General features: G+C 63.2%; 24 protein-coding genes. 10 read left to right on the plus strand and 14 right to left on the minus strand.

Annotation, left to right across the window (positions count from 1 at the left end):
• Positions 1-5: 5 nt before the first annotated feature.
• The gene (gene recR / locus AC0L4C_RS01985; RefSeq protein WP_473401846.1) at positions 6-602 is read left to right on the plus strand and encodes a recombination mediator RecR; all 597 of its coding nucleotides are present in this window, start codon (positions 6-8) and stop codon (positions 600-602) included.
• Here the strand turns inward: recR and AC0L4C_RS01990 are convergent.
• Positions 599-1,012, minus strand: coding sequence for a hypothetical protein (locus tag AC0L4C_RS01990; protein ID WP_473401847.1), 414 nt, complete (start codon positions 1,010-1,012; stop codon positions 599-601). The genes recR and AC0L4C_RS01990 overlap by 4 nt on opposite strands.
• 235 nt (positions 1,013-1,247) lie before the next feature.
• Here AC0L4C_RS01990 and AC0L4C_RS01995 point away from each other — a divergent pair, with 235 nt between their 5' ends.
• The gene (locus tag AC0L4C_RS01995) at positions 1,248-3,650 is read left to right on the plus strand and encodes an EAL domain-containing protein (RefSeq protein ID WP_473401848.1); all 2,403 of its coding nucleotides are present in this window, start codon (positions 1,248-1,250) and stop codon (positions 3,648-3,650) included.
• A gap of 34 nt (positions 3,651-3,684) precedes the next feature.
• Here the strand turns inward: AC0L4C_RS01995 and AC0L4C_RS02000 are convergent, their stop codons facing one another.
• Complete coding sequence (locus tag AC0L4C_RS02000; RefSeq protein WP_473401849.1) at positions 3,685-5,112, minus strand: DNA recombination protein RmuC; 1,428 nt, start codon at positions 5,110-5,112, stop codon at positions 3,685-3,687.
• Positions 5,113-5,220: 108 nt separating this feature from the next.
• Between AC0L4C_RS02000 and def the strand changes: the two genes are divergently transcribed.
• Genes def through truA form a run of 3 tightly spaced genes read left to right on the plus strand, consistent with a single transcriptional unit; the run spans position 5,221 to position 7,403 of the window.
• Positions 5,221-5,742 (plus strand): peptide deformylase, encoded by a 522-nt coding sequence (def, locus tag AC0L4C_RS02005; protein ID WP_473401850.1) that lies wholly within the window; start codon positions 5,221-5,223, stop codon positions 5,740-5,742.
• Positions 5,743-5,745: 3 nt separating this feature from the next.
• Positions 5,746-6,666 carry a methionyl-tRNA formyltransferase gene (fmt, locus tag AC0L4C_RS02010; protein ID WP_473401851.1) on the plus strand — a complete coding sequence of 307 codons (921 nt, stop codon included), beginning with the start codon at positions 5,746-5,748 and terminating at the stop codon, positions 6,664-6,666.
• Positions 6,666-7,403 (plus strand): tRNA pseudouridine(38-40) synthase TruA, encoded by a 738-nt coding sequence (gene truA, locus AC0L4C_RS02015; RefSeq protein ID WP_473401852.1) that lies wholly within the window; start codon positions 6,666-6,668, stop codon positions 7,401-7,403. The genes fmt and truA overlap by 1 nt, the downstream gene beginning before the upstream one ends.
• Here the strand turns inward: truA and AC0L4C_RS02020 are convergent.
• The 5 genes from AC0L4C_RS02020 to dapD all read right to left on the minus strand — a co-directional run bounded on the left by AC0L4C_RS02020 (position 7,384) and on the right by dapD (position 11,182).
• Entirely contained in the window at positions 7,384-7,971 is a 588-nt protein-coding gene (locus AC0L4C_RS02020; RefSeq protein WP_473401853.1) for a hypothetical protein, read from the minus strand. The genes truA and AC0L4C_RS02020 overlap by 20 nt on opposite strands.
• An 11-nt stretch (positions 7,972-7,982) precedes the next feature.
• Entirely contained in the window at positions 7,983-8,537 is a 555-nt protein-coding gene (locus tag AC0L4C_RS02025) for a hypothetical protein (protein WP_473401854.1), read from the minus strand.
• Entirely contained in the window at positions 8,534-9,676 is a 1,143-nt protein-coding gene (dapE, locus tag AC0L4C_RS02030; RefSeq protein ID WP_473401855.1) for a succinyl-diaminopimelate desuccinylase, read from the minus strand. Before dapE ends, AC0L4C_RS02025 begins: the two co-directional genes overlap by 4 nt.
• A gap of 36 nt (positions 9,677-9,712) precedes the next feature.
• A complete protein-coding gene (locus tag AC0L4C_RS02035; protein ID WP_473401856.1) occupies positions 9,713-10,252 on the minus strand; it encodes a DUF805 domain-containing protein in 540 nt (179 codons plus the stop codon).
• An 84-nt stretch (positions 10,253-10,336) separates the two neighbouring features.
• On the minus strand, positions 10,337-11,182 hold the full coding sequence (gene dapD, locus AC0L4C_RS02040; RefSeq protein ID WP_473401857.1) for a 2,3,4,5-tetrahydropyridine-2,6-dicarboxylate N-succinyltransferase: 846 nt from the start codon (positions 11,180-11,182) through the stop codon (positions 10,337-10,339).
• Positions 11,183-11,293: 111 nt separating this feature from the next.
• On the opposite strand from dapD, the gene AC0L4C_RS02045 reads away from it, so the two are divergent.
• A complete protein-coding gene (locus AC0L4C_RS02045) occupies positions 11,294-12,142 on the plus strand; it encodes an LOG family protein (protein ID WP_473401858.1) in 849 nt (282 codons plus the stop codon).
• Position 12,143: 1 nt separating this feature from the next.
• Here AC0L4C_RS02045 and AC0L4C_RS02050 read toward each other — a convergent pair whose 3' ends face one another.
• The gene (locus tag AC0L4C_RS02050; RefSeq protein ID WP_473401859.1) at positions 12,144-12,851 is read right to left on the minus strand and encodes a pyrimidine 5'-nucleotidase; all 708 of its coding nucleotides are present in this window, start codon (positions 12,849-12,851) and stop codon (positions 12,144-12,146) included.
• A gap of 150 nt (positions 12,852-13,001) precedes the next feature.
• Here AC0L4C_RS02050 and AC0L4C_RS02055 point away from each other — a divergent pair, with 150 nt between their 5' ends.
• Positions 13,002-13,415, plus strand: a complete 414-nt coding sequence (locus tag AC0L4C_RS02055; RefSeq protein WP_473401860.1) for a hypothetical protein — start codon at positions 13,002-13,004, stop codon at positions 13,413-13,415.
• A 46-nt stretch (positions 13,416-13,461) separates the two neighbouring features.
• Here AC0L4C_RS02055 and AC0L4C_RS02060 read toward each other — a convergent pair whose 3' ends face one another.
• Positions 13,462-14,289, minus strand: a complete 828-nt coding sequence (locus AC0L4C_RS02060; protein WP_473401861.1) for a prephenate dehydratase — start codon at positions 14,287-14,289, stop codon at positions 13,462-13,464.
• Between the two features lie 259 nt (positions 14,290-14,548).
• Here AC0L4C_RS02060 and AC0L4C_RS02065 point away from each other — a divergent pair, with 259 nt between their 5' ends.
• Positions 14,549-15,292 carry a c-type cytochrome gene (locus AC0L4C_RS02065; protein ID WP_473401862.1) on the plus strand — a complete coding sequence of 248 codons (744 nt, stop codon included), beginning with the start codon at positions 14,549-14,551 and terminating at the stop codon, positions 15,290-15,292.
• A gap of 67 nt (positions 15,293-15,359) precedes the next feature.
• Positions 15,360-16,307, plus strand: a complete 948-nt coding sequence (locus AC0L4C_RS02070) for a 2-hydroxyacid dehydrogenase (RefSeq protein ID WP_473401864.1) — start codon at positions 15,360-15,362, stop codon at positions 16,305-16,307.
• On the opposite strand, the gene AC0L4C_RS02075 is transcribed toward AC0L4C_RS02070, so the two are convergent.
• Positions 16,304-17,224: a bifunctional helix-turn-helix transcriptional regulator/GNAT family N-acetyltransferase gene (locus tag AC0L4C_RS02075; RefSeq protein WP_473401865.1), complete on the minus strand. Its 921-nt coding sequence runs from the start codon at positions 17,222-17,224 to the stop codon at positions 16,304-16,306. The two genes, AC0L4C_RS02070 and AC0L4C_RS02075, sit on opposite strands and share 4 nt — an antisense overlap.
• A gap of 35 nt (positions 17,225-17,259) precedes the next feature.
• On the minus strand, positions 17,260-18,603 hold the full coding sequence (locus tag AC0L4C_RS02080; protein WP_473401866.1) for a leucyl aminopeptidase family protein: 1,344 nt from the start codon (positions 18,601-18,603) through the stop codon (positions 17,260-17,262).
• A gap of 163 nt (positions 18,604-18,766) precedes the next feature.
• On the opposite strand from AC0L4C_RS02080, the gene AC0L4C_RS02085 reads away from it, so the two are divergent.
• A complete protein-coding gene (locus AC0L4C_RS02085; protein WP_473401867.1) occupies positions 18,767-19,546 on the plus strand; it encodes a tetratricopeptide repeat protein in 780 nt (259 codons plus the stop codon).
• A gap of 75 nt (positions 19,547-19,621) precedes the next feature.
• Here AC0L4C_RS02085 and AC0L4C_RS02090 read toward each other — a convergent pair whose 3' ends face one another.
• From AC0L4C_RS02090 to AC0L4C_RS02100, 3 genes are read right to left on the minus strand one after another with little or no spacing between them, the layout of a single operon-like run.
• Positions 19,622-20,632 carry a type II secretion system F family protein gene (locus AC0L4C_RS02090; protein WP_473401868.1) on the minus strand — a complete coding sequence of 337 codons (1,011 nt, stop codon included), beginning with the start codon at positions 20,630-20,632 and terminating at the stop codon, positions 19,622-19,624.
• A 9-nt stretch (positions 20,633-20,641) separates the two neighbouring features.
• On the minus strand, positions 20,642-21,616 hold the full coding sequence (locus tag AC0L4C_RS02095; RefSeq protein WP_473401869.1) for a type II secretion system F family protein: 975 nt from the start codon (positions 21,614-21,616) through the stop codon (positions 20,642-20,644).
• 16 nt (positions 21,617-21,632) lie between these two features.
• Positions 21,633-23,123, minus strand: a complete 1,491-nt coding sequence (locus AC0L4C_RS02100) for a CpaF family protein (RefSeq protein WP_473401870.1) — start codon at positions 23,121-23,123, stop codon at positions 21,633-21,635.
• Positions 23,124-23,135 lie beyond the last annotated feature (12 nt).

Below are 23,135 nucleotides of genomic sequence, written 5' to 3' on the forward strand. Positions count from 1 at the left end.
TCGCGATGGCCACCGGCGGACCCGAGATCGAGCAGCTGATCCAGCTTCTGGCGCGCCTGCCGGGGCTCGGGCCGCGCTCGGCACGGCGGGCGGTGCTGCATCTGATCAAGAAGAAAGAGGGTCTGATGATCCCGCTTTCCGCCGCCCTCGACCGGGCAGTGGAGGCCGTCACCATCTGTGCGGTGTGCGGCAATGTCGACACGCGCTCGCCCTGCGGCATCTGCGCCGATCCGCGCCGCAATGAATCCGGGCTGCTGATCGTGGTCGAGGACGTGGCCGACCTCTGGGCGCTGGAGCGCGCCGGGGTCGGAGCGGTGAAGTACCACGTGCTGGGCGGCGTGCTGTCGCCCCTCGATGGTATCGGTCCGGACGATCTCTCGATCGAGCCGCTGCTGCACCGGGCGACGGAGTTTTCCGAGATCGTGCTGGCGGTCAACGCCACTGTCGAGGGCCAGACCACGGCGCATTACATCACCGATCGGCTCGAGGGGTCGGGGGTCAAGGTCACCCGCCTCGCCCATGGCGTGCCGGTCGGCGGCGAGCTCGACTATCTCGACGAAGGCACGCTCAGCCAGGCCCTCAGGGCCCGCACCGCCATCTAGGGCCGGGACGACCCGTCGTCGTCCTCGGCGAGCGAATCCTCATCCTCCTGCGCAATGGCCTCGAGTTCATCGGAGTCGGGCGAGAGGGTTTCGCGGTGATCCTCGGGATTGTGGTCGACAGAGCTCGGATCCATGGCTTCGCCGAAGCCGGTCTCGAGGGCCGAAATGGCCTCCTCGATTTCACCCAGCAAGGCGCCGGGATCGTCGCTGCCGAAGTCGGAAAACTCCTGCTCGCTCAACGTGTCGCGCACCTGTCGCAACCGCTCCAGCCGCTCGGCCCGGGGGAAGGCATCGGAATAGAGCAGTTCCTCGATCTCCGCCTGGCTCATCGGCTGCGCAATCAGCACCTGCTCGCCATCGCCGTCATTGCGGTTGTCCTGGGATTCGACTTCTCGATTGATGTGGCTCACGGTTCTCTCCTCGCCTCTGGCTGCTAACGCTTCTTGGCGCGGGCAGGTTCAGCACAAACTAGCGAGGCCAGGCCGGAATGTTCAGCAGCACGGTTGTCGTACCGCGGAGGGCCCGGCGTTAATCTACCGTTCACCGCTTCCGCGTCCGTGATCGCAAGGGCGTCATCGTGCGGCTATCCCGATTCGATTCACCACTTGCTGACATGAGTGTCCCGTCATTTTGGGGACTCCGTCCGTGCAGACCGTCATCGCCACACTTCTTGAACGCCACGATCTCTGGCTTGTCGCGCTCGCTGCCTTTGTGTGCGCGCTCTCGTCCTTTGCCGGCATGAGCCTTTTTCATCACGCGCAGCGCACCGAGGGCGGCATGCGCGCCGTCTGGCTGATCGTCGGTGCGGTTTCGGTCGGCTTCGGTATCTGGACGACGCATTTCGTGGGCATGCTGGCGTTCGACGCCGGATTGCCGACGGGCTATGACCTGCCGCTGACATTGCTCTCGCTCGGCGTCGCGGTCTCCATAGTGGGCGGTGGCATGTGGTACGTGACCATTGCCCGCCGCACCATCGACTCGCTGCTCGGCGGCGCCGTGGCCGGTCTGGGCATCTCCACCATGCACTATGTCGGCATGGCCGCCCTGATGCTGGGCGGCGAGATCGTCTGGGCGCCCGAACTGGTCGGGGCATCGATCATGCTGGGCATGGGGCTGGGCGCACTCGCCGTGTTTGCTGTCAATCGCCGGCAGACCTTGCGGGCCCGCCTCGAAGGCACGGTGCTGTTCACCCTGGCGATTGTCGGCATGCATCTTACCGGCATGGGGGCGGCCAATCTCGCCAACTGCTTCCCGATCGTCTCGGCCGACGAAGCCCTGCCGTTCTGGATGCCGCCGGTACTGGCTCTGGTCAGCGTCCTGATCCTGCTCTTTGCCCTGGGTGGTGTCTATCTCGACTTGCGCGAACGGGCCCGGGACAGCCGGGAGGGCGAGCGCATGCGCGGCCTCGCCGATGCGGCCGTCGAGGGCCTGATCGTCTGCGATGGCCAGGTCATGGTCACCGCCAATGCCAGCTTTCTCCAGATGGTGGGACTGGACCAGGCAGCCGTCGCCAGCCGCAGCCTGCACGAATTCCTCGACAAGAGCGAACTGGCCAAGCTGGCCGAGCACCCGCATCAATCGCTTGAAATGACCCTTACGACCAGTTCGGGCGACCGGCTGCCTGTGGAGGTGGTGCAGCGGCCGGTCGACTTTGCTGGCAAGCCACACTGGGCCGTTGCCATTCGCGACCTCAGCGCGCGGAAATCGGCAGAGGCGCACATCCGCTATCTGGCGCATCATGATGCGCTGACCGGTCTGCCCAATCGCGCCACGTTCGGCCGGCGGCTGGAGGAAGAAATCGCCCGCTATCATGCAAGCGGCAAGGTCTTTGCCGTCCTCTACCTCGATCTCGATCGGTTCAAAGAGGTCAACGACCTGTTCGGTCATCCGGCCGGCGACTCGCTGTTGCAGCGCGTCGGCTCGAGCCTGCTCAACGTGGTCGAGGGCCATGGCTTTGCGTCGCGACTGGGTGGCGATGAATTCGCCGTCCTGCTTCAGGATGTCGGCACGCCTGCAAAGGCCGGGCGACTGGCGGAATCCATCCTCGACGCCTTCCGCCGCTCCAACGATGACGTCACAACCGGCGCACTGATCTCGGCCAGCATTGGCATCGCGGTGTTCCCCGACGACGCCAACGATGCCGAACAGATGATGTCGCACGCTGATACCGCCCTCGACCGGGCCAAGCAGGACGGGCGCGGCATCTACCGCTTCTACCGCAGCGAGATGGGTGCGGAGGTGCGCGACCGGCGGCTGCTGGAACACGACCTGCGCCACGCGATTTCGCGCAACGAGCTCTCGCTGGTCTACCAGCCGCAGATCGACATCCAAAGCGGCAGTGTCACCGGGTTTGAAGCTCTCGTGCGCTGGTCGCATCCGACTCGTGGTCTGGTTCCGCCCAATACCTTCATCCCCGTCGCAGAGGAGACCGGTCTCATACTGCAGATCGGTGACTGGGTGATGCGCACGGCCTGCGCAGAGGCCGCAAGCTGGTCGGCACCGCTCTCGATTGCCGTCAATGTCTCGGCGGTGCAGGTGCATGCGCCTGACTTCTCGCATGCGGTGCACCAGGTTCTGGTGGCCAGCGGCCTGTCACCTGCCCGCCTCGAAGTGGAGATCACGGAAACGGCGCTCATCCGGGATATGCCCCGCGCCCTCGCCACGTTAAGACAGGTCAAGGCCCTCGGCGTCTCGATCGCCATGGATGATTTCGGCACCGGCTACTCGTCGCTGGGCAACCTGCGCGCCTTCCCGTTCTCCAAGATCAAGGTCGACCAGTCTTTCATCAAGTCGGTGGACAGCAATGCGCAGTCGGCCACCATCGTGCGGGCGGTGCTGGGACTCGGCAGCGGGCTGGATGTCCCGGTCATTGCGGAAGGTGTCGAACGCCCGGAGGAACTGGAGTTCCTGCGCAACGAGATCTGCCAGGGCGCACAGGGTTACCTCCTCAGCCGTCCGGCGGATATTGCCACGTTCCGCGACGTGACCGATGGAACGACAGCCAAGCTGCCAACCGAGGCGGCCAACCGCCTCAAGCTTGTCGGCTGAATCTTCGGACTTGAAGCGACTTCGCCCGTCCAGGCTAAAGATCGAAGCGATCCTGGTCGTCCTTGACCAGCCGCAGTGCCGGGCCTTCGTCTGCTCCGCTGTCCCACTCGGCCGGGATGGACTTGGTGGTGTTGGCGCCCAGTTCGCGCAGCATTTCGACCTGGCGGACGACATTGGCCCGCCCCGTCGAGAGCTGGCTCCTGGCGTCGTCAAAGCTCGTCCGTGCCTTGTCGAGGTGACCGCCGACGCGGTCCATGGTCGAGAGAAATCCTGCCACCTTGTCGTAAAGCGCACCGGCGCGACGGGCGATCTCGTCGGCGTTGCGGTGCCGCTTCTCGATGTCCCAGACGTTGCGGATGGTGCGCAGCACCGTCATAAGCGTCGTCGGGGTGGTCAGCATCACCCCCTTGCTCATGCCGAATTCGACCAGCTTCACGTCATTCTGGATGGCGGTCGCCAGTGCGGACTCTATGGGCACGAACATCATCACGAAGTCCATGCTGGAGGCAGCGGCGCGATGGTAGGCCTTGTCACCGAGCGTCAGAATATGCGTGCGAACCGATGCGATGTGGGCCCGCAGATGCTGGTCGCGCGTCTCGTCCTCGGCATTCACGAACGCCTCGAAGGCGGTGAGCGAAACCTTGGAGTCGATGATCAGCCGGTCATTGTTGGGCATCAGCACCTCAACGTCGGTGCGCACCCGTTGGCCACCCTCGCTTGAATGGCTGGTCTGGGTGATGAATTGCTCACCCTCGCGCAGGCCGGACTGTTCGAGAATGGTGGAGAGGATCATCTCGCCCCAGGCGCCTTGCGTCTGTGAATTGCCCTTGAGCGCGCGCGTGAGGTTATGGGCCTCGGTGGTGATCTGCAGGTTGCTCTCGGCCAGTGCGCGGATCTGCTCGGACATGGCAGACCGGTCCTTGATCAGCCCCTGGTGGAACTCGGTGATCTTCTCGTTGAGCGGCTTGAGCAGGACATCGACCTGTTCGCGGTTCTGCTTGGTGAAGGTCTCGCTATGCGTCTGCAACACCTCGCCGGCAATGAGTTTGAACTCGTCTGTCATCTGCTGGCGCGCTTCCAGGAAGCGCTTCAGGTTCAACTCGTTCTGGCGTGACTGCTCGTCGAGCCGCGTGCGCATGGCTGCGAGCTCGGAACGCAGGTCGCCACTTTTCTCCCGCTCCTCGGCGAGCAGGTCCTCGGCCCGCTGCCGCTCGACGGCGAGGGCGTGGTCGAGCTCACGGATCCGCGTATCGCGGCTGGAAAGCTGCTCGACGAAGTTCGCCCGCAACTGCTCCAGTGCCGTTGCCGACGCCTCCGCCGCATCTTCGCGCCGCACCTCTGCCTGGCGGATGATGAGAACAACCATGGCCAGTACCAGCACGGCAAACAGGCCGGCACCGGCGTAGAGTACCATCTCGAGCGTGATCGGGGTGTCGCCAATGGCGAAGAGAACCTTGTCCATCTGCCGATTCTATCCGATTCGGTTTCCCTTTTGTTCGCCTTCGACATGTTGACCATCGGGGGGGAATTCCCATATTGAGCCCATTGAACGCCCGACAAGGACACGTCTATGGCTACCCGCCCGATCCTAGTGCTGCCCGACCCGCGCCTCCGCGCGATTGCCGATCCGATCGATAAGGTCGACGACGGTATCAGGGCGCTTGCCAAGGACATGCTCGACACGATGTATGATGCCCCCGGCATCGGGCTGGCCGCACCGCAGATCGGCGAGCTCAAGCGCATCGTGGTGATGGACCTTGCCAAGGAAGGCGAGACACCCGATCCGATCGTCATGATCAATCCGGAAATCCTGAAGTTCTCGGACGAGACCGTTGTCACCGAGGAAGGCTGCCTGTCGATTCCGGAGCTCTACTACGAGGTCGAGCGTCCGGCCGAAATCTCAGTGCGGTACACCGATCTTGACGGCAAGACTGTCGAGCGGAACGCCGACGACCGGCTCGCCATCTGCATCCAGCACGAACTCGATCACCTCGATGGCGTGCTCTATATCGACTATCTCAGCCGTCTGAAGCGCGACCGGGTGCTCAAGAAATTCCAGAAGGCCGAAAAGTTCGCCAAGCGCGCGAGCTGATCCATGCGCATTGTTTTCATGGGCACGCCAGAGTTCGCCGTGCCCACGCTCACCGAGATCGTTGCCAACGGGCACGAGGTGGTGGCGGTCTATACGCGTGCGCCCAAGCCGGCCGGCCGCGGACAGGCAGAGCGCAAGTCGCCGGTCCACGTTGCCGCTGACGGTTTCGGCATTCCGGTGTTCACACCGAAATCACTGAAGGGCGAGGCCGAGCAGATCGCCTTTGCCGGCCACGACGCCGATATTGCGGTGGTGGTCGCCTACGGGCTGCTACTGCCCAAGGCCATTCTCGATGCCCCCCGGCTCGGCTGCCTGAATCTCCACGGCTCCCTCCTCCCCCGCTGGCGGGGCGCCGCCCCCATCCAGCGGGCGGTGATGGCCGGTGACACCCGTACCGGCATCATTGTCATGCAGATGGACGAAGGCCTCGATACCGGTCCGATGGGCCTGATCGAGGAAATGGCCATCGGCCCGGACATGACCGCGGGCGAAGTGCATGACCAGATGATGCTGGTCGGCGCGGACCTGATGGGGCGGGCATTGGCTGCCGCCGAACGCGGCAGCCTGCAGTTCACACCGCAGCCCGATACGGGCGCGACCTATGCCAAGAAGATCGAGAAGGCCGAAGCGCGGATCGACTGGAGCAAGCCGGCCGAGGACGTGCATAACCTCATTCGCAGTCTGTCGCCTTTCCCCGGCGCCTGGTTTGAACTCGAGCTCAACGGTACCAGAACGCGGATCAAGGCGCTGCGGTCGACGCTTGTCGACGACAACGGTGCCGCTGGCGCAATCGGCGACAACCTGACGATTTGCTGCGGCACCGGCGCTGTCCGGCTGCTATCGGTGCAGCGCGAGGGCAAAGGTGTCATGGACGCGGCGACATTCCTGCGTGGCGCGGGGCCGCTGCCCAGCGTCGCGGGCTGATGTCGCGCTTCAAACTCACCATCGAGTATGACGGCCGGCCCTTCTGCGGCTGGCAGCGGCAGAAGGACCGCTTGTCGGTGCAGCAGGCACTGGAAGACGCGATCCAGCGGTTTTCCGGTGAGACGGTGGTGACCCAGGCCGCCGGGCGCACGGATGCCGGCGTTCATGCCCTTGGACAGGTGGCGCATTTCGATCTGGCGCGTGATTGGGACGCCTTCAAGGTGCGCGAGGCACTGAACTTCCATCTCAAGCCGCACCCCATCGCGGTGGTTGAGACAGAGGCGGTGGACGAGACCTTCGAGGCCCGGTTCTCGGCCGTCTCGCGCAGCTACGAGTACCGGATTCTGAACCGTCGGGCCCGCCCGGCTCTCGACGAGGGCAGGGTCTGGCACGTGCCGGTGCCCCTTGACGTCGAGACCATGCACGCCGCAGCACAACTGATCCTCGGCAAACACGACTTCTCGACCTTTCGCGCCGCCGAGTGCCAGGCGAACTCGCCGATACGAACACTGGACCTGTTCAGTGTGTCACGGCAATCCGACATGGTCGTGGTCAGCGCCAGGGCGCGGAGCTTCCTGCACTCGCAGGTGCGCTCGATGGTTGGGTCACTCAAGCTGGTAGGTGAGGGCAAATGGCAACCAAGTGACTTTCGCGCAGCGCTGGACGCTGCCGACAGATCGCGCTGCGGGCCATTGGCACCGCCTGACGGCCTTTGTCTTACTGCTGCAGGCTATTGATTGCCGCGACCGTCTCGGGCGACGGCAGGATCGAACCAACCACCAGGAGGGCGATGGTCACACCGACGACCTGGGCGATCATGAACATGGCAATCTGCAAAGGTGACAGCGTCACGATCAGCCGGGCAATGTTGATCTCGACGACGAGTACGAGGATCGCGAGCGCCAGGAAGGCAAGCTCGCCCTGGAAGCCGACGAGCGACAGCGCCAGCTGGCCAAGCGAAATGAACACGCTGGCCCAGTTGTCGGCAATGACATAGGCCTGCAGGCTGTCGAGCCGCTTGAGCTGGCGAAGGACGATGGCGGCAAACGCCACCTGAAAGGCAAACAGCACCACCGCGATGGCGACAGAGCGCCCGATGGAATATCCCTCCGGCGCACCAGCGAGGACCAGCGGAAGCAGGGCGCTGACAAAGGTGACGATCAGCAGTCCGATGAAACTGCCGACCAGACCGCGGCGGCTCAGGTCAAAATATTGCGGTGCCTTGCGATCACCGGTGACCAGCGCCACAACGCCCCTGCCCGCTGAGGTCGCTTCCTGCAGAAAACTTGCTGGGGTGTCGGGCACGATCCGTCCGGTCAGTCAGGGGTGGGAAGGCTGGGGTTAAGCAGCATGTAGAGGCCGATGGGCACCGCGACAAGCAGCACGACGCTCAAAATGGCAAAGCCGATTGAAATGCCCATCGAAAACTTGCCGATATCACGCGCCAGGCGGTAGAGCATATATCCTAGGACGCCCTGCAACGCCGGCGCAAAGCTGGCGCCGACAAAGAGCGACATCGGCAGGCCGATGGCCAGAAGAAAGACCAGCGCGTAACCCGCCGGCACCATCAACTCCAGGTCGCTCGCCGCAGGCTTGAGAAACCTGACGGTGATGAAGATGGCGGCAAGCACAACCAGCATGGGCAGGGCGTTGAGCACCAGAGCCACGGAAATGTCGACCAGGCTGGGGACGGTGCCGACGAGCGTGACAGCCTGAATGCCGCGAGTCAGGACCACCAGCAAGAAGTAGAAGCCCAGCATGGTGAGCAGCCCGGCGCGGGTGGCGTTGAAACGCCCTGCGGCGGCGGGACGACTGCCAATCAGGTCGATCCAGCCGAGGGCCGCATTCTTGAGATCGGCGAGCGGATTCAAGCGAAAAAGTCCTTGATGAAGGCAGCATAAAGGGCAGACAGGCCCGTGACATCCGCTACTGCGACGCTCTCATTGGCCTTGTGCATGGTCTGACCCGGCAGACCAAATTCCACAACGGGGCAATAGTGCGCGACGAACCGCGCATCCGACGTGCCGCCGGCCGTTGAGAGTTCGGGGCGTGCACCGGTCACCCGTTCGATTGTTTGACACAGAATCTCCACCGCGCCACTGACGGGGGACAGGAAAGAGCGCGATGGCCGGCCAACCACCTCGAAGGTGATCTCGCACTCCATCTCGGCGGCGATTTCCGCGAGCTTCCCATTGATGGCGTCGGCCAGCGCTTCCGGCGTCCAGCCATCATTGAAGCGGACATTGAAACGGGCGGTGGCGGCGCCCGGAATGACATTGGTGACGTCGTTGCCGACATCAAGCGAGGTGAATTCGAGATTGCTTGGCGGAAACTGTGCGTTGCCATCGTCGAGTTTGCCGCTGAGTTCAAGCACAGCCTGGGCCAGCACGGGCAGCGGATTGCGGGCCTTGTCCGGATAGGCAACGTGCCCCTGGATGCCAGCGACACTGATCCTGCCGTTGAGCGATCCGCGGCGGCCGATCTTGATGCTGTCGCCAAGGGTGACAGCGGCGCTGGGTTCCCCGACGATGGCAAAGTCGAAGACGTGCCCGCGCTCCTTTGCCCAGGCCAGGAGTTTGTCGGTGCCGTTGACGGCATCAGCCTCCTCGTCATTGGTGATGGCGAGCGAGATGGTGCCGGAGAGGGGCGCTTCGGCGCAGGCGGCCACGAAGGCTGCCACGCCGGATTTCATGTCCGCCGAGCCGCGGCCAAAGATGCGACCGGCGCGAATGGCCGGATCGAAGGGACCGGAAGCCCACTGGTTCGGATCTCCTGGCGGCACGACGTCGGTATGGCCAGCAAACAGGAGGTGCCTGCCGCCCTCCCCGCGAGTCGCGAACAGGTTTTCGACCGGGTAGGAGCCATCGCCCTCGAAGGTCACGCGCGTCACTGCAAATCCGAGAGGCTCCAGCGCGGATTGCAGCACGTCAAAGACACCGGCCGTAGCCGGTGTCACCGAAGCACAGCGGATCAGATCAGCCAGCAGCCTGACGGGATCGAGTGTGTTCAAAGCGTCTGGTCCCGTCCGGGCAGGTTTCAGAAGTGGTCAGCTAGCAAGCGGATCGGGACCGTAGCTGTTGGCGCCGTCAGTGCCTTTGAGAAAGCCCAGAACGACCAGCATGTAGACACCGAAGACGCCGCCAACCAGACCGATAGCCATGTAGATCAGGCTCGGCTGCGGCACAGGAATGCCATTCATGTCGCCAATTGTGTAGCCGAGGCCAAGGGCCTGAACCAGCAAGAGGAGCGCGGTGACACCGAAATAGATCAGGACATCGAGCCCTGCATTGTCCTTGTCGTGGCGGCGTTTCACCGACAGGCAGTAGGCGGGATAGGCGAAGATCAGGAAGACGACCATGCTGCCCCAGGCGGCACCCTGCATGGCCCCCATCATTTCGGGCATCAGCGTCGTCGGGTCAGCGCCGTCGACCATCAACCTGCTTAGGTCAGGCATGCCCAGACCCAGCAGCGGCAAGAGCAGCATCGATATGACGATATTGGCCACGCCAAGAATGATGGCGCCAATCCACCAGGTCTGACGTGAAATCCGTCCTTCGGTCGTTGTGTAGAGTGCCTTGAAATCCATGTTGCCCCCCTCGGGCGTCCAGAGCGCAGCCCCCCGCGCAATCGGCAGGCTACAGGAGTCGCAAGGACGGGGCCAGAAGCAGCGTCAGTCCCGCAGCAGGTCGTTGACCGACGTCTTGCTGCGGGTCTTCTCGTCGACACGCTTGACGATCACGGCGCAGTAGAGACTTGGGCCGGGTGTACCATCGGGCAACTGCTTGCCCGGCAGGTTGCCGGACACGACGACCGAGTACGGCGGCACCTTGCCGATGAAGATCTCGCCGGTATTCCGGTCGATGATCTTGGTCGAGGAGGTAATGAAGACGCCCATCGATATGACCGAGCCTTCGCCAACGACGACGCCTTCGACAATCTCGGAGCGTGCGCCGATGAAGCAGTTGTCCTCGATGATGACGGGACCCGCCTGCAAGGGCTCGAGCACACCGCCGATGCCGACGCCGCCAGACAGATGCACATGCTTGCCGATCTGCGCGCAGGAGCCGACGGTCACCCAGGTATCGACCATGGTGCCTTCATCGACATAGGCGCCTAGATTGACAAAGGACGGCATGAGAATAGCGCCCCTGGCGATATGGGCAGAACGGCGGACGACGGCGCCGGGGACAGCGCGGAAACCGGCGTCGCGGAAGCGGTTCTCTGTCCAGCCGGCGAACTTCGAGGGCACCTTGTCCCACCAGCGTGCGCTGTCGGGTCCACCCTCAATCAGCGTGTTGTCGTTGAGGCGAAAGCTCAGCAGAACGGCCTTCTTGAGCCACTGATTGACCTGCCAGTTTCCATCCGGGCCTTTTTCGGCGACGCGGGCCTTGCCGCTGTCGAGCAGTTCAAGTGCCGTGTTCACGGCATCGCGCACTTCGCCCTTGGTGGCAAATGTCAGTTCTGCACGGGCCTCGAAGGCGGTTTCGATCGTCTTCTGCAGGTCTTCGTGGGCCACGTGTTGCTCCTTGCTCGGTTCGGCGGGGACATTACCCGCCGTCGACATGGTGTCAACGATCCTTAACCGCCAGCGTGCCACCCTCTGACCGTATTGAAAAGGAGAGCCAGAATGGCCAAACGCCGCCCAACACCGCTGCGCACGTCGGGGCAGGACCTGGAAACGTCACGACACATACCCGTGACGCCACAGACCGAGTCATCGGCCTATCGGCTGGCCTTCGCCGACGACGAATTCCTCACCGCAGAGGAAACGCGGGGAATCCGTTTTCAGCTCGAGTACCTGAAGGTGGACTCCCGGTTGCGCGAACGCGGGGTCAATTCCACCGTGGTTCTCTTTGGCGGCGCCCGAATTCCGGAGCCCGGCAAGGCGGCCTGGGCGGCGAAGAACGACAAGCAGCGCGAAAACCTCGAACTCGCGTCACGCTACTACGACGAGGCGCGCCATTTTGCCCAGTTTGCCTCCTCGACATCGAAGGCCACCGGCTACACGGACTTTGTCGTCGTGACCGGGGGCGGGCCGGGTGTGATGGAGGCGGGGAATCGTGGTGCCGATGATGTCGGGGCCCCTAGCATCGGGCTCAATGTCGTGCTGCCGCACGAGCAGGCCCCCAATGCCTATGTGACCCCGGAACTGAGCTTCAACTTCCACTATTTCGCGACGCGGAAGGTGCATTTCCTGTTGCGGGCCCGGGCCGTCGCCATCTTCCCGGGTGGCTTCGGGACACTCGACGAGTTCTTCGAGACTCTGACGCTGATCCAGACCGGCCGAATGGAACGCATTCCGGTGCTGCTGTTCGGCATCGATTTCTGGAACCAGGTCATCAACTTCCAGGCGCTTGCGGACGCCGGAACAATCGGACCGGATGACCCGAGCCTTTTTACTGTGGTGGACTCGGCCGAAGAAGGCTGGAGCGTGGTGCGCGAGTACTACAATCTGCCCGAAGTCGGCCTCGGCTGACTCAGGGCAGGCGTTGCAGGAAGCCGGCGAGGTCGGATGTCACATGGTGGATGTGCGGCCCGCCGTTCCGGTCGAGTTCCCAGGCCTCCACCTGGTCATGCGCGAAATCCGCCCCGGCCACGACATGTACGGTGGACATGCCGCGTTCGTGCGGCACCCGCAGGTTCTTGTCCAGATCGTCAAACATGGCGGCACGTTCCACGTCGATACCGTGCGCATCAAAGAAGGCCTGATAGGCCTCCGGCAACGGCTTGGGGGTGAACTTCATCGCCCGGATGTCGAAGATATCTTCGAACAGGTCTTCCGCATCGCCAAGGCGGCCCAGAACGGCGCGGGCGTGGCCCACATCGCCGTTCGTGAGAATGAACTTCCGCCCCGGCAGAGCGCGAATTGCGCCGACCAGCGCCGTGTGCCCCTCGACGCCTGAATAGTCGATGGCGTGCACGGTCCTGAGGAAATGATCCGGATCGACGTCGTGCCGGCTCATCAGGCCATTCAGCGTCGTACCGAAATCCCGATAGTAGGTCTTCTGCAGGGCCCGGGCCTCGGTGAACTCCAGATTGGTGACCGACATCATGTAGTGCGAGATCAGTGTGTCGATCTGGGCAAACAGATTGCATTCACGCGGGTAGAGCGTGTTGTCGAGGTCGAAGACCCAGTCCCTGACATGGGACAGGGAGCGCGTTGCGGCCGGTGTCAAATCAGTCATGGCAACACCATAGCGCAAAGCACCGCTCATTTCATCTGACCTGAACGTGCCCTTCAGCCGAGGTTCAAGCTCCGGGTGCGACTGTCCTTTGTATCGGATGAAGGCCGGGTGTGTTGACACCGGCCACACTGCAACAAAGGAGACGCTCAAATGCACAACGCACTCAAACTCGCTGCGGTCGGCGCAATCGCTCTCGTGTTGACCCCTCAGATTGCTTCGGCCCAGGCCTTCCTGAAAACGCCGAACAGCCCCAAGCCCCAGACATCAAGTGATGAACCGCCGTGCGAATACGGCATGGGTTATCTTCCCAGAGTGTCGGTTCGTGAGGTGCGCGGCATCGATGAGGACTGGCGCGTCTGGGTTCGTCCGGTCTGCGAGAACAGTCCGCATGCACCCGTTCGCAACATGGGCAATGCGACGCAACTGATCGGCGCAATCGGGCGCAACGATACCCTTGAGGCGGCCCTCGATGATGCACGCTATCTGGCCGACGACGTCGTCGGTGTGCGGCTCACCAAGGGCAACCGAGTCACCCTCTGGGTGCACCCGTCGCTTTATCGCTGAATGACCGGGGCGGGGTGGCCGCATGGCCTTCCGCCCTAACTCGCCCCTAGAACTGACCGGCAGGATAGACGCCGAGTACGCGGAACTGATCGGTGAAAAACTGCAGTTCTTCAAACGCCAGTTTCACTGACGGATCGGTCGGGCGGCCTTCGATATCGGCATAGAACTGGGTCGCGGTAAACGACCCGTCGAGCATGTAGCTCTCAAGCTTGGTCATGTTGACGCCATTGGTGGCAAAGCCGCCCATCGCCTTGTAGAGCGCGGCGGGCACGTTGCGGACGCGGAAGACGAAGGTCGTCTTGACCTTGCCGGCGGTCTTCTTCGGCTCTTCCGGGGTTTTCGAGATCACCAGGAAGCGCGTGGTGTTGTGCGCGGCGTCCTCGATATTGGAGGCCAGCACATCAAGGCCGTACACCTCGGCAGCGAAGCGGGAGGCGATCGCGCCCAGCGACTTGTCGCCCTTTTCGGCGATTTCGCGGGCGGAACCGGCCGTATCCACAGCGTTGATGGTCTTGAGCCGATGCTTGCGGATGAACTTGCGACACTGCCCAAGCGCCACCGACAGCGACTGCACGGACTTGATGTCGGACAGTTGCGCGCCCTTGACGCCTAGCAGGTTCATTTCAACCCGCAGGAAGTGCTCGGCGGTAATGAACAGGCCACTTTCGGGGAGCAGGTGATAGATGTCGGTGATGCGGCCGTAGAGCGAGTTTTCGACCGGAACAACGCCGAAATCGGCAGTCCCCTTCTGCACGGCCGTGATGGTGTCCTCGAAAGTGACGCAGGGGACCGGCTCTCCCTTGGGAAAGAGCGCATGGGCCGCAGCGTGGCTGAAAGCGCCACTTTCGCCCTGAAACGCGACCTTTTTTGCCATTCTGTGATCCCCAGTTTGCCTCGCGGCGACACTCATGGCGTCTCGGCCGGGGGGAGTCAATTGAAGCTCGGCCGGTAACGCGCCTCACAACCGCTGTGGGAATTGTCGCAGGTGGGCGGTAACCCGTTGCGCCACGGGAGCGCTCAGACTATCTTCCGCGCGCGTCGGGTCAGGTCTCCCTTGCGCCTGGGGGCTGCAAGCGGGCATTTAAAGCTCCGCGTCAATTGTTTATACCGGCGGAAAAGGCAAAGAGACCGCAATGGATTCGTTCGAGCTCAACAAGATTATCGGTGCCATCCTTGGCACCCTCCTATTCGTCATGGGCGTTGGATTCCTCGCCGAGGCCGTCTACCACCCCCGAGAGAACGGGCCGGGCTATACCCTGCCAGAACCCGAGGGTACAGAAAGCGCCGTCGCGGAAGCCGTCGTCGAGGAAGTGCCGATCAGCGTCCTGCTGGCCAGCGCCGATGCTGCAGCGGGGCAGAACGTGGCCAAGAAGTGCCAGAGCTGCCACAACTTCGCGCAAGGCGCCGGCAACAAGACCGGTCCGGAACTCTATGATGTCGTTGGCCGTGTCATCGGCAGCCACGAAGGCTTTGCCTATTCGGCGGTGCTTGAAGAGCATCGCGCCAGCGGCGACGTCTGGAGCTACGAGAACCTCGACCACTTCCTGCTGGCGCCGAAGGATTTTGCGCCGGGCACGAAGATGAACTTCTCCGGCCTCAAGAACGATGCCGAGCGGGCCAACATGATCGCCTACCTGTCGACGCTGTCGGCCTCACCGGTACCGTTCCCGGCGCCCGTGGCCGCAGAACCGGCAGCAACCGAACCGGTCGCCACCGACGCGAATGCCATCGAAACGCCGACCGAGACGCAGTCGGACACGCCGGTGCAGGGTACGCCGGTGAGCGAGCCTGCTGCGAGCGATGCCCCGGCAGCGACGGCGCCTGCGGCGGCGGAAGCGCCGGCCGCAGCTGAGCCGGCGGCACCGGCCGCACAGTAAGACCCGACGACCTGATCATCTGGAGCCGCGCCGTGGGGCGCGGCTCTTTCGTTTTGGAGGGAACGGAATGACTTTGCTGCTACATCTGGCGGATTTCAACGAGCGCAGCTGGGCCGAGCGCTTTGCGGCGGCCCTGCCGGGTCGGCGCGTCGTGCTGCGGGACGATGATTTCGACCCCAGGGATGTGGAGTACATCTTTATCTGGAAGCCCGAGCCGGACGCGTTTGACGGGCTGGTCAATCTCAAGGCCGTGCTGTCGCTGGGCGCGGGCGTCGACGCTCTGCTGCGCCATCCGAACCTGCCGACCAATGTGCCCGTGGTCCGCTTCATGGACGAGGACCTGACGCAGCGCATGAGCGACTACGTGTTGCAGAACGTGCTGCTGCACCAGCGTCTGGCGACGCGGTTCAAGCGCGACCAGGCCGCCAGGCGCTGGTCGCAGCTCTACCCGGCGCCCGCTTGGGACGCCAATGTCGGCGTGATGGGACTCGGCCAGCTCGGACAGGACTCCATCCGGCACCTGAAGGTGTTCGGCTACAAGCTGCGTGGCTGGAGCCGGACCGCAAAGACAATCGAGGGTGTCGAGACGTTTTTCGGTGAGGAGCAGTTCCATACTTTTCTTTCGGGCACCGATATCCTCATCAACCTGTTGCCGCTCACACCGGAGACACGCGGCATCCTGAACTACGAGACGTTCAGCAAGCTCCGCCGTGGCGGGCTGGATGGCGAGGGCCCGGTGGTGATCAACGCGGCCCGCGGCGGTCACCAGAAGGAAGCGGACCTTGTCCGCGCCCTCAGCGACGGTACGCTTGGCGCCGCCAGCCTCGATGTGTTCGAGGTGGAGCCGCTGCCCGCCGAGAGCCCATTGTGGGACATGGACAATGTCTACATCACGCCACATATCGCGGCGGCATCGAGCGAACGGACCGGCGTGGCCTACTTCTCAAAAGTCATCCAGGACCACGAGAAGGGGTTGCCGCTACCCAATGTCGTGGACCTGGCGCGGGGCTACTAGAGCTCGCGTTCCCAGTGCTCGCCAATGAGATCCTTGCCGAAACTGCGATGCGCACTGGTTTCGACGCACTCAAAGCCGGCAGCGGCGTAGATCTTGCGGGCTGCCTGCAGCACCGACTGGGTCCATAGACGCAGGCGGGTGTAGCCCGCCTCACGTGCAAAACTGATCGATTGCTGGACCAGCGTGGTGCCCAGGCCGGCGCCGCGCGCTTCCGGTTCGACATAGAGCATGCGGAGCTGGGCGGTTCCCGGACGCCCTTCGGACGGAACGACAAACACCGACCCGACAACACTGCCGGCGCGCTCGGCGACCCAGAGGCCCTTGGGCGGTGTTTCGGGTGCCGCGGCGAAGTCGTGGTAGATCTTTGCGATCAGGACCTCGAAGTCCCCGTTCCAGCCAAACTGTTGCTGATAAAGCAGACCCTGGCGATGCACGAGCCATCCCAGCTCGCCCACCCGATGCGGCCTGAGGATGATTGGAGCTGCGGGCAGTTCGTCATCGAGCACCTGACGGATCGTCCGCATGGCCGTCACAAGTGCCGTCTTCTGCGCCTCGCCGAGGGGCGCCAGGAGTTTCGCAACGGCAGCCGCGGACGCCGCATCCAGTTCGGCCATCGCCGCGTCACCCTCGCGGGTCAGCGCAACCTGATTGCTGCGGCGATCGTCGTGGCTCGGCGACAACGACGCCAGGTCCTGGGTGACGAACTTGCGCAGGATACGGCTGAGATAGGCGGGGTCGATGCCCAATATCTTGACCAGATCGCTGGCCGTGGTGTGGCCGCGCGAGGCGATCTCATAGAGCACGCGCCCCTCGGCCAGACTGAAGGGGCTGTGCACCATATGCTCGTCCAGCACGCCGATCTGGCGCGTATAGAAGCGGTTGAAAGCCCGAATGTCGATGATGGTGGTGTCATCCATGATAGACGACACCGTCCTTCATTTGATTGACTACGTCAACTATATCGCTGCTTGAGGACGCCGTAGACCGCACGGATCGCCTGATCGGTTCCGCCGAACGGACGGGCCGGCCTGGCTTCCGGTGCCCAGGCGAAGATATCAAGATGCACCCAGTTCCTGGCCTGCTTGACGAAGCGCTGCAGGAACAGTGCGGCGGTGATCGAGCCGGCAAAACCACCCTGCCCGGCGTTGTTCACATCGGCGATGCGGGAGCTGATCATCGACTCGTAGGGAGCCCAGAGCGGGAGGCGCCAGAGCGGATCGTCAGCAGCGGCGCCCGACTCCATCAGGTCACGGGCCAGCGCGTCGTCACTGGTATAGAGCGGCGGCAGGTCAGGACCGAGGGCGACCCGGGCGGCTCCCGTCAGTGTCGCCATGTCAACGATCAGGTCCGGGCTCTCCTCGTCGGCGAGGCTCAGGGCGTCGCCCAGGATCAGCCGTCCCTCGGCGTCGGTATTGCCGATCTCCACCGTCGATCCATTGCGGGCGCGCAGCACGTCGCCGGGACGGAAGGATGAGGCCGAGATGGCATTCTCGACGATCGGGATCAGCACCCGCAGGCGGACCCTGAGGCCGGCTTCCATGATGGCGTGGGCGAGGCCGAGAGTGTTGGCCGCACCGCCCATGTCCTTCTTCATCAGCAGCATGCCGGCAGATGGCTTGATATCGAGGCCGCCGGTGTCAAAGGTCACTCCCTTGCCGACCAGGGTCACCTTGGGGTCGGAGGCCTTGCCCCACGCCATGTCGATCAGCCGTGGCGGCTCGGCAGCGGCCCGGCCGACGGCATGTATCATTGGAAAGTTCTGCGACAGGAGATCATCGCCGACAATCTCTTTGAACGTCATCTTGTGGCGTTTGGCAAAGGCGCGGATCTCGGCAGCAAAGGCGTCGGGTCCCAGGTCGCTGGCGGGTGTGTTGACCAGATCGCGGGCGAGGAACGCTGCCTCGGTCAGCCGCGTCACCTCTCCCATATCGGCGCATTCGAGGTCGGCGAGTTGTGGGGTGGACTTGGGTTCGCGGTATCTGTCGAAGCGATAGGCGCCAAGGCGGAACCCCAGAGCCGCGAGCGTGGCGTCGCCGAAATCGCCTTCGAGGCGGTAGAGGGCGGGCTCCAGCGCTGCCGAGGCGAGACCAGTCACCAGCTTGGGGCGATCCGTCCGACTGCCGAGGCCGAAGAGATAGCCCGCAATCGTGCCGTTCTCGGCCGGCAGAGCGAGCAGCCTGCCGCGCTGGCCCGTAAAGCCGCTGGCGTTGACCCAGGCCTGCTGTACCGCGCCCAAACCGGCGGCGCTGCCTCCCTCTTCAACACAGATCAGGGGAAGAGACTTGGGCTTGGCCATCGTGGAATTTTCCGTTCGGAGGGATGTGGGCAGAAGCAGGTTTACGCCGCAGTCGGTGGACACGCAACGTCGCCAGGGTCGGAGCTTAACCCAGTGTTAGGGTTAATCAATTATTGCTTTTGGCGGGGCCGGTTCTGACAGCCACCCGGCAGGATTTCGAGTCATGAGTATTGCGCGTTACCCTTCATTGCTTAGCCGCGGCCTGCGGACAGGACTGCTCATCGGCGTTGCGGCGCTGACGCTCTCGGCTTGTGCAAGCAACCGTGCGAGCATGGGCACGACGGATCTTTCGAGCCAGAGCCGGATGGAGTCCCAGCAGACGCTGGAGAGCCTCGCGGCACGCTACAAGAAGTCGCCCAAGGACAAAGGTACGATGATCTACTATGCTGCGGCCCTCCGCAGCGCGGGTCAGCCGGAGCAGGCCATGGCGGTGCTGGAAGCCGGTGTTCGTGGCAACCCGCGGGACGTCGACCTCAAGCTGGCCTACGCCAAGGCGCTGACATCGGCCGGACGCTTCGAGCAGGCGCTCAACGTCATCGAGGGCGCCATCAATCCGGCCTCGCCGGACTGGAACGCGCTGTCGGTCAAGGGCGCCATCCTCGATCAGAGCGGCAACAATGCCGAGGCGCGCGCCGTCTACCAGCAGGCATTGACCATCGCGCCGAACGAAGCGTCGCTCTACGCCAATATCGGCCTCTCCTATGCAATGACCAACAATCTGAGCGAGGCCGAGGTGCAGTTGCAGCGTGCCGTGCGGATGCGTGGCGCCACCAGCCAGATCCGGCAAAATCTGGCGCTGGTCATCGGGCTGCAGGGCCGCTTCGATGAGTGCCGCGCACTTTTTGCAGCCGAGCTGTCACCCGACGAGGTCGAAGCCAACATGGCCTATATTCGCGCCCTGCTGACACAGCAGAACCGGTGGGATGCGATCAAGGGCGAGTGACTCCAGCCCTCGACAGCAGACATAAAGGAAAGGGGCCGATTGGCCCCTTTGTTGTCTCTGCAGCGAATGGCAGGCTCAACCGCCGCCGAAAGCGCTGACGGCGCCGCCGCTGAAGACCTTGATGATGGCCGGCGAGATGATGACGATGAAGAGCACGGGCAAGAAAAACACGATCAGCGGCACGGTCAGCTTAGGGGGCAGCGCGGCGGCCTTCTTTTCAGCTTCCATCATGCGCTGCTCGCGACCTTCTTCCGCCATGACGCGAAGGGACGAACCAACCGAGGTGCCGTGACGGTCGGCCTGGATGAGCGAGGTCATCACCGACTTGACGTTATCGAGGCCGGTGCGGCGACCAAGGTTCTCGAAGGCCCGTGTTCGGTCCTCGAGGAAACTGAGTTCCGCGGTTGTGAGTGTCAGTTCCTCGGCCAGCTCGGGGCTCTGCATGCCGATTTCCTTGCTGACGCGCTTGAACGCGTGCTCGACCGACATGCCGGCCTCGACGCAGAGCAGCATCAGATCGAGCGAATCCGGCCAGGCGCGGCGGATCGACTGCTGGCGCTTGATGATCCGGTTCTTGAGCAGGACGTTGGGCAGGTAGGCGCCCAGAAGGCCCAGGAACAGCGCATAGACAGCGTTCTGCCAGACCGGGTTGGACGAGAAGACGGTGAACTGCAGGTAGAAAAGCCCGACAAAGAACATGGCGAAGGGCGTCACGAAGCGCATGAACAGGAAGGTGGTCAGCGGGCCCTGCCCGCGATAGCCGGCCCGGGCCAACTGGTCGACGGTGTTCTCGTCGACAAAGGCTTTCTGCAGGTCGAAACGCTGCACGACCTTGCTCATATACTCCTTGCCCGCGACGCGGCGGATGCTGCGCGGTTCGTTCTCCTTGCCGCCGCCCCGCAGACGCGACATTTCTTCGGCCCGCAGTTTCTCACGCTCAAGCGCGACGCGCTTGATGCGCTGCTTGATCTGGGAGCGATTGCCGAGCATCGACGTGCCCAGGGTGAAGACGATCGCACCCGCGGAAATCGCCGCGAATACGGCGATCAGGAATTTCGGGTCAGTCAGGGTCGAGACGAGATCCATCTGCAGCTCCTAGAAGTCGAACTCGACCATCTTCTTCATGATGAAGATACCGATGCTCATGAGGATCGCGGCGATGCCCAGCCAGATATTGCCGATCGGCGTCTCAAAGAGCGGCAGCAGGTAGGTGGGAGTCGTCAGCGTCACCAGAATGGCAACGATGAACGGCAGTGAACCGATAATGCCGGCCGAAGCTTTTGCTTCTGACGACATGGCCTTGATCTTGGCCTTCATCTTCTTGCGGTTGCGCAGCACGTGCGAGAGGTTGGTGAGGGCTTCCGAGAGGTTGCCGCCAGCCTGCTGCTGAACGGTGATGACAACGACGAAGAAGTTCACCTCCGGCAGGGGCACGCGCTCGAAGAGGATCTGCACGGCCTCGGTCATCGACTTGCCGACAGACTGCTGGTCGAGGACGCGCTGGAACTCGGACTTCACCGGCTCCTTGGCTTCCTTGGCGACCACACGCATCGAGTCATTGAGCGGCAGGCCCGACTTGACGCCGCGGACAATGGCTTCGACAGCGTTCGGCAGTTCGTCGAGGAACCTGTTCTGATACGACTTGCGGCGGTTCTTGAGGTACATCTTGGGCAGCAGGTAGCCGGCGGCGGCACCGAAGATCGCCGCGAAGTACCATTCGGTGAAAAGGAACAGGAGGGCGAAGACGATACCGCCCAGGATCACCTGATTGCGGACAAAGGCGCCACGCTTGATCTTCAGACCAGCCTGAAAAATCTGGTCCTGCAGCGAGACGTTCTTCCGGCGCTTCTCGAGCTGCTCGGTCTGCGTCTTCAACGTCTGCTGGATGTCCTTGCGCCGCGTGTCGCGGTTTCGGGCAGCAGCGTTTTCGCGCCGGTTGGACTGGATGTCGCCCTGCAGGGCCTTGATCCGCTTGCCAGCACGGCTGGATGTACCAAACGACGGCACGAGCGCGAAGCCCGCCGCGGCGACGGCCACAAAGCCCAGAACTGCCAGTAGGATAATACTCATTACGCGATCCTAGCGCTCAGTTATTGAGAATGTCGCGCTGTTCTATGTTGGATTTTTCGAGTGCTTCAACGAGGTTGGCTTCCTCGTTGAAGTAGCGGGCGCGCTCGGTGAACTGCGGCTTGGTGATGCCGGTCGAGCGGTGACGTCCGATCAGGTTGCCGCTCTGGTCCTCGCCGACGATGTCGTAGAGGAAGACGTCCTGGGTGACGATCACGTCGCCTTCCATCCCGAGCACCTCGGAGATGGCGGTGATACGGCGCGAGCCGTCACGCAGACGGGCGGCCTGCACGACGACATCGATGGACGAAACGATCATCTCGCGAATGGTGCGCGAGGGCAGCGAATAACCACCCATGGTGATCATCGATTCCAGGCGGCTGAGAGCTTCGCGCGGGCTGTTGGCGTGAAGCGTGCCCATCGAGCCATCGTGGCCGGTGTTCATGGCCTGCAGCAGATCGAAGGCCTCGGGGCCGCGGACTTCGCCGACGATGATGCGTTCGGGACGCATGCGGAGGCAGTTCTTGACCAGATCACGCATGGTGATCTCGCCTTCGCCCTCGAGATTTGGGGGACGCGTTTCGAGACGCACGACGTGCGGCTGCTGCAGCTGCAACTCAGCGGAGTCCTCGCAGGTGATGACCCGCTCGTCCTTTTCGATGAACGCCGTGAGACAGTTGAGCAGCGTCGTCTTGCCCGAGCCGGTACCGCCGGAGATCAGGATGTTGGCGCGCACACGACCCAGAATGCGCAGGACTTCCGCACCCTCGGGGGAGATCGAGTTGTACTTGACGAGCTGGGCGAGGGTCAGCTTGTCCTTCTTGAACTTACGAATGGTAAGCGCGGCGCCGTCGATGGAGAGCGGCGGGGCGATGACATTGACGCGCGAACCGTCGGGAAGGCGGGCGTCGCAAATCGGCGAACTCTCGTCGACGCGGCGGCCGACCTGGCTGACGATACGCTGGCAAACGTTCATCAGATGCGCGTCGTCGCGGAAGCGGACATTGGTCAGCTTCACCTTGCCGCTGACTTCGATGTAGCAGCGCTGCGAGCCGTTCACCATGATATCGGCGATGTCGTCACGGGCCAGCAGCGGCTCGAGCGGACCATAGCCGAGCACGTCGTTGCAGATGTCCTCGAGCAGGTCTTCCTGCTCGGAGATCGACATGACGATGGACTTGAGCGCGATGATTTCGGCGACGATGTCGCGGATTTCCTCGCGCGCCGCGTCCTGGTCCATGGTGGCCAGCTGGCTGAGATCGATGGAGTCGATCAGCGCATTGAAGATGGCGGACTTGGTCTGGAAATATTCCTTGTCGCGGGCAGCGGACTCGGGGTTGCGCACATCGATGACTTCTTCGCCACCGCGTGCGGGCTTGCCGACGCTCGTTTCGAGCGCGCGCGTTGCCAGCTCGGTTCGCGCGGCGGGCACAGGCGTCGGCGCAGGCTGTCGCGGAGCTTCCGAAACGCCAGGGGTATTACCGCCAAATGTAGTGCGCTTGCCGAACATGAATGGTCCCGA

The organism is Devosia sp. J20-27 (genome assembly GCF_055808595.1).

Excerpts from the sequence above, each read along its gene's own strand:
- recR (WP_473401846.1), top strand. The coding sequence starts at position 6 with ATGGCCACCGGCGGACCCGAGATCGAGCAGCTGATCCAGCTTCTGGCG.
- AC0L4C_RS02000 (WP_473401849.1), bottom strand. The coding sequence starts at position 5,112 with ATGGACAAGGTTCTCTTCGCCATTGGCGACACCCCGATCACGCTCGAG.
- def (WP_473401850.1), top strand. The coding sequence starts at position 5,221 with ATGGCTACCCGCCCGATCCTAGTGCTGCCCGACCCGCGCCTCCGCGCG.
- fmt (WP_473401851.1), top strand. The coding sequence starts at position 5,746 with ATGCGCATTGTTTTCATGGGCACGCCAGAGTTCGCCGTGCCCACGCTC.
- truA (WP_473401852.1), top strand. The coding sequence starts at position 6,666 with ATGTCGCGCTTCAAACTCACCATCGAGTATGACGGCCGGCCCTTCTGC.
- AC0L4C_RS02035 (WP_473401856.1), bottom strand. The coding sequence starts at position 10,252 with ATGGATTTCAAGGCACTCTACACAACGACCGAAGGACGGATTTCACGT.
- AC0L4C_RS02045 (WP_473401858.1), top strand. The coding sequence starts at position 11,294 with ATGGCCAAACGCCGCCCAACACCGCTGCGCACGTCGGGGCAGGACCTG.
- AC0L4C_RS02050 (WP_473401859.1), bottom strand. The coding sequence starts at position 12,851 with ATGACTGATTTGACACCGGCCGCAACGCGCTCCCTGTCCCATGTCAGG.
- AC0L4C_RS02055 (WP_473401860.1), top strand. The coding sequence starts at position 13,002 with ATGCACAACGCACTCAAACTCGCTGCGGTCGGCGCAATCGCTCTCGTG.
- AC0L4C_RS02060 (WP_473401861.1), bottom strand. The coding sequence starts at position 14,289 with ATGGCAAAAAAGGTCGCGTTTCAGGGCGAAAGTGGCGCTTTCAGCCAC.
- AC0L4C_RS02065 (WP_473401862.1), top strand. The coding sequence starts at position 14,549 with ATGGATTCGTTCGAGCTCAACAAGATTATCGGTGCCATCCTTGGCACC.
- AC0L4C_RS02070 (WP_473401864.1), top strand. The coding sequence starts at position 15,360 with ATGACTTTGCTGCTACATCTGGCGGATTTCAACGAGCGCAGCTGGGCC.
- AC0L4C_RS02075 (WP_473401865.1), bottom strand. The coding sequence starts at position 17,224 with ATGGATGACACCACCATCATCGACATTCGGGCTTTCAACCGCTTCTAT.
- AC0L4C_RS02080 (WP_473401866.1), bottom strand. The coding sequence starts at position 18,603 with ATGGCCAAGCCCAAGTCTCTTCCCCTGATCTGTGTTGAAGAGGGAGGC.
- AC0L4C_RS02085 (WP_473401867.1), top strand. The coding sequence starts at position 18,767 with ATGAGTATTGCGCGTTACCCTTCATTGCTTAGCCGCGGCCTGCGGACA.
- AC0L4C_RS02090 (WP_473401868.1), bottom strand. The coding sequence starts at position 20,632 with ATGGATCTCGTCTCGACCCTGACTGACCCGAAATTCCTGATCGCCGTA.
- AC0L4C_RS02095 (WP_473401869.1), bottom strand. The coding sequence starts at position 21,616 with ATGAGTATTATCCTACTGGCAGTTCTGGGCTTTGTGGCCGTCGCCGCG.
- AC0L4C_RS02100 (WP_473401870.1), bottom strand. The coding sequence starts at position 23,123 with ATGTTCGGCAAGCGCACTACATTTGGCGGTAATACCCCTGGCGTTTCG.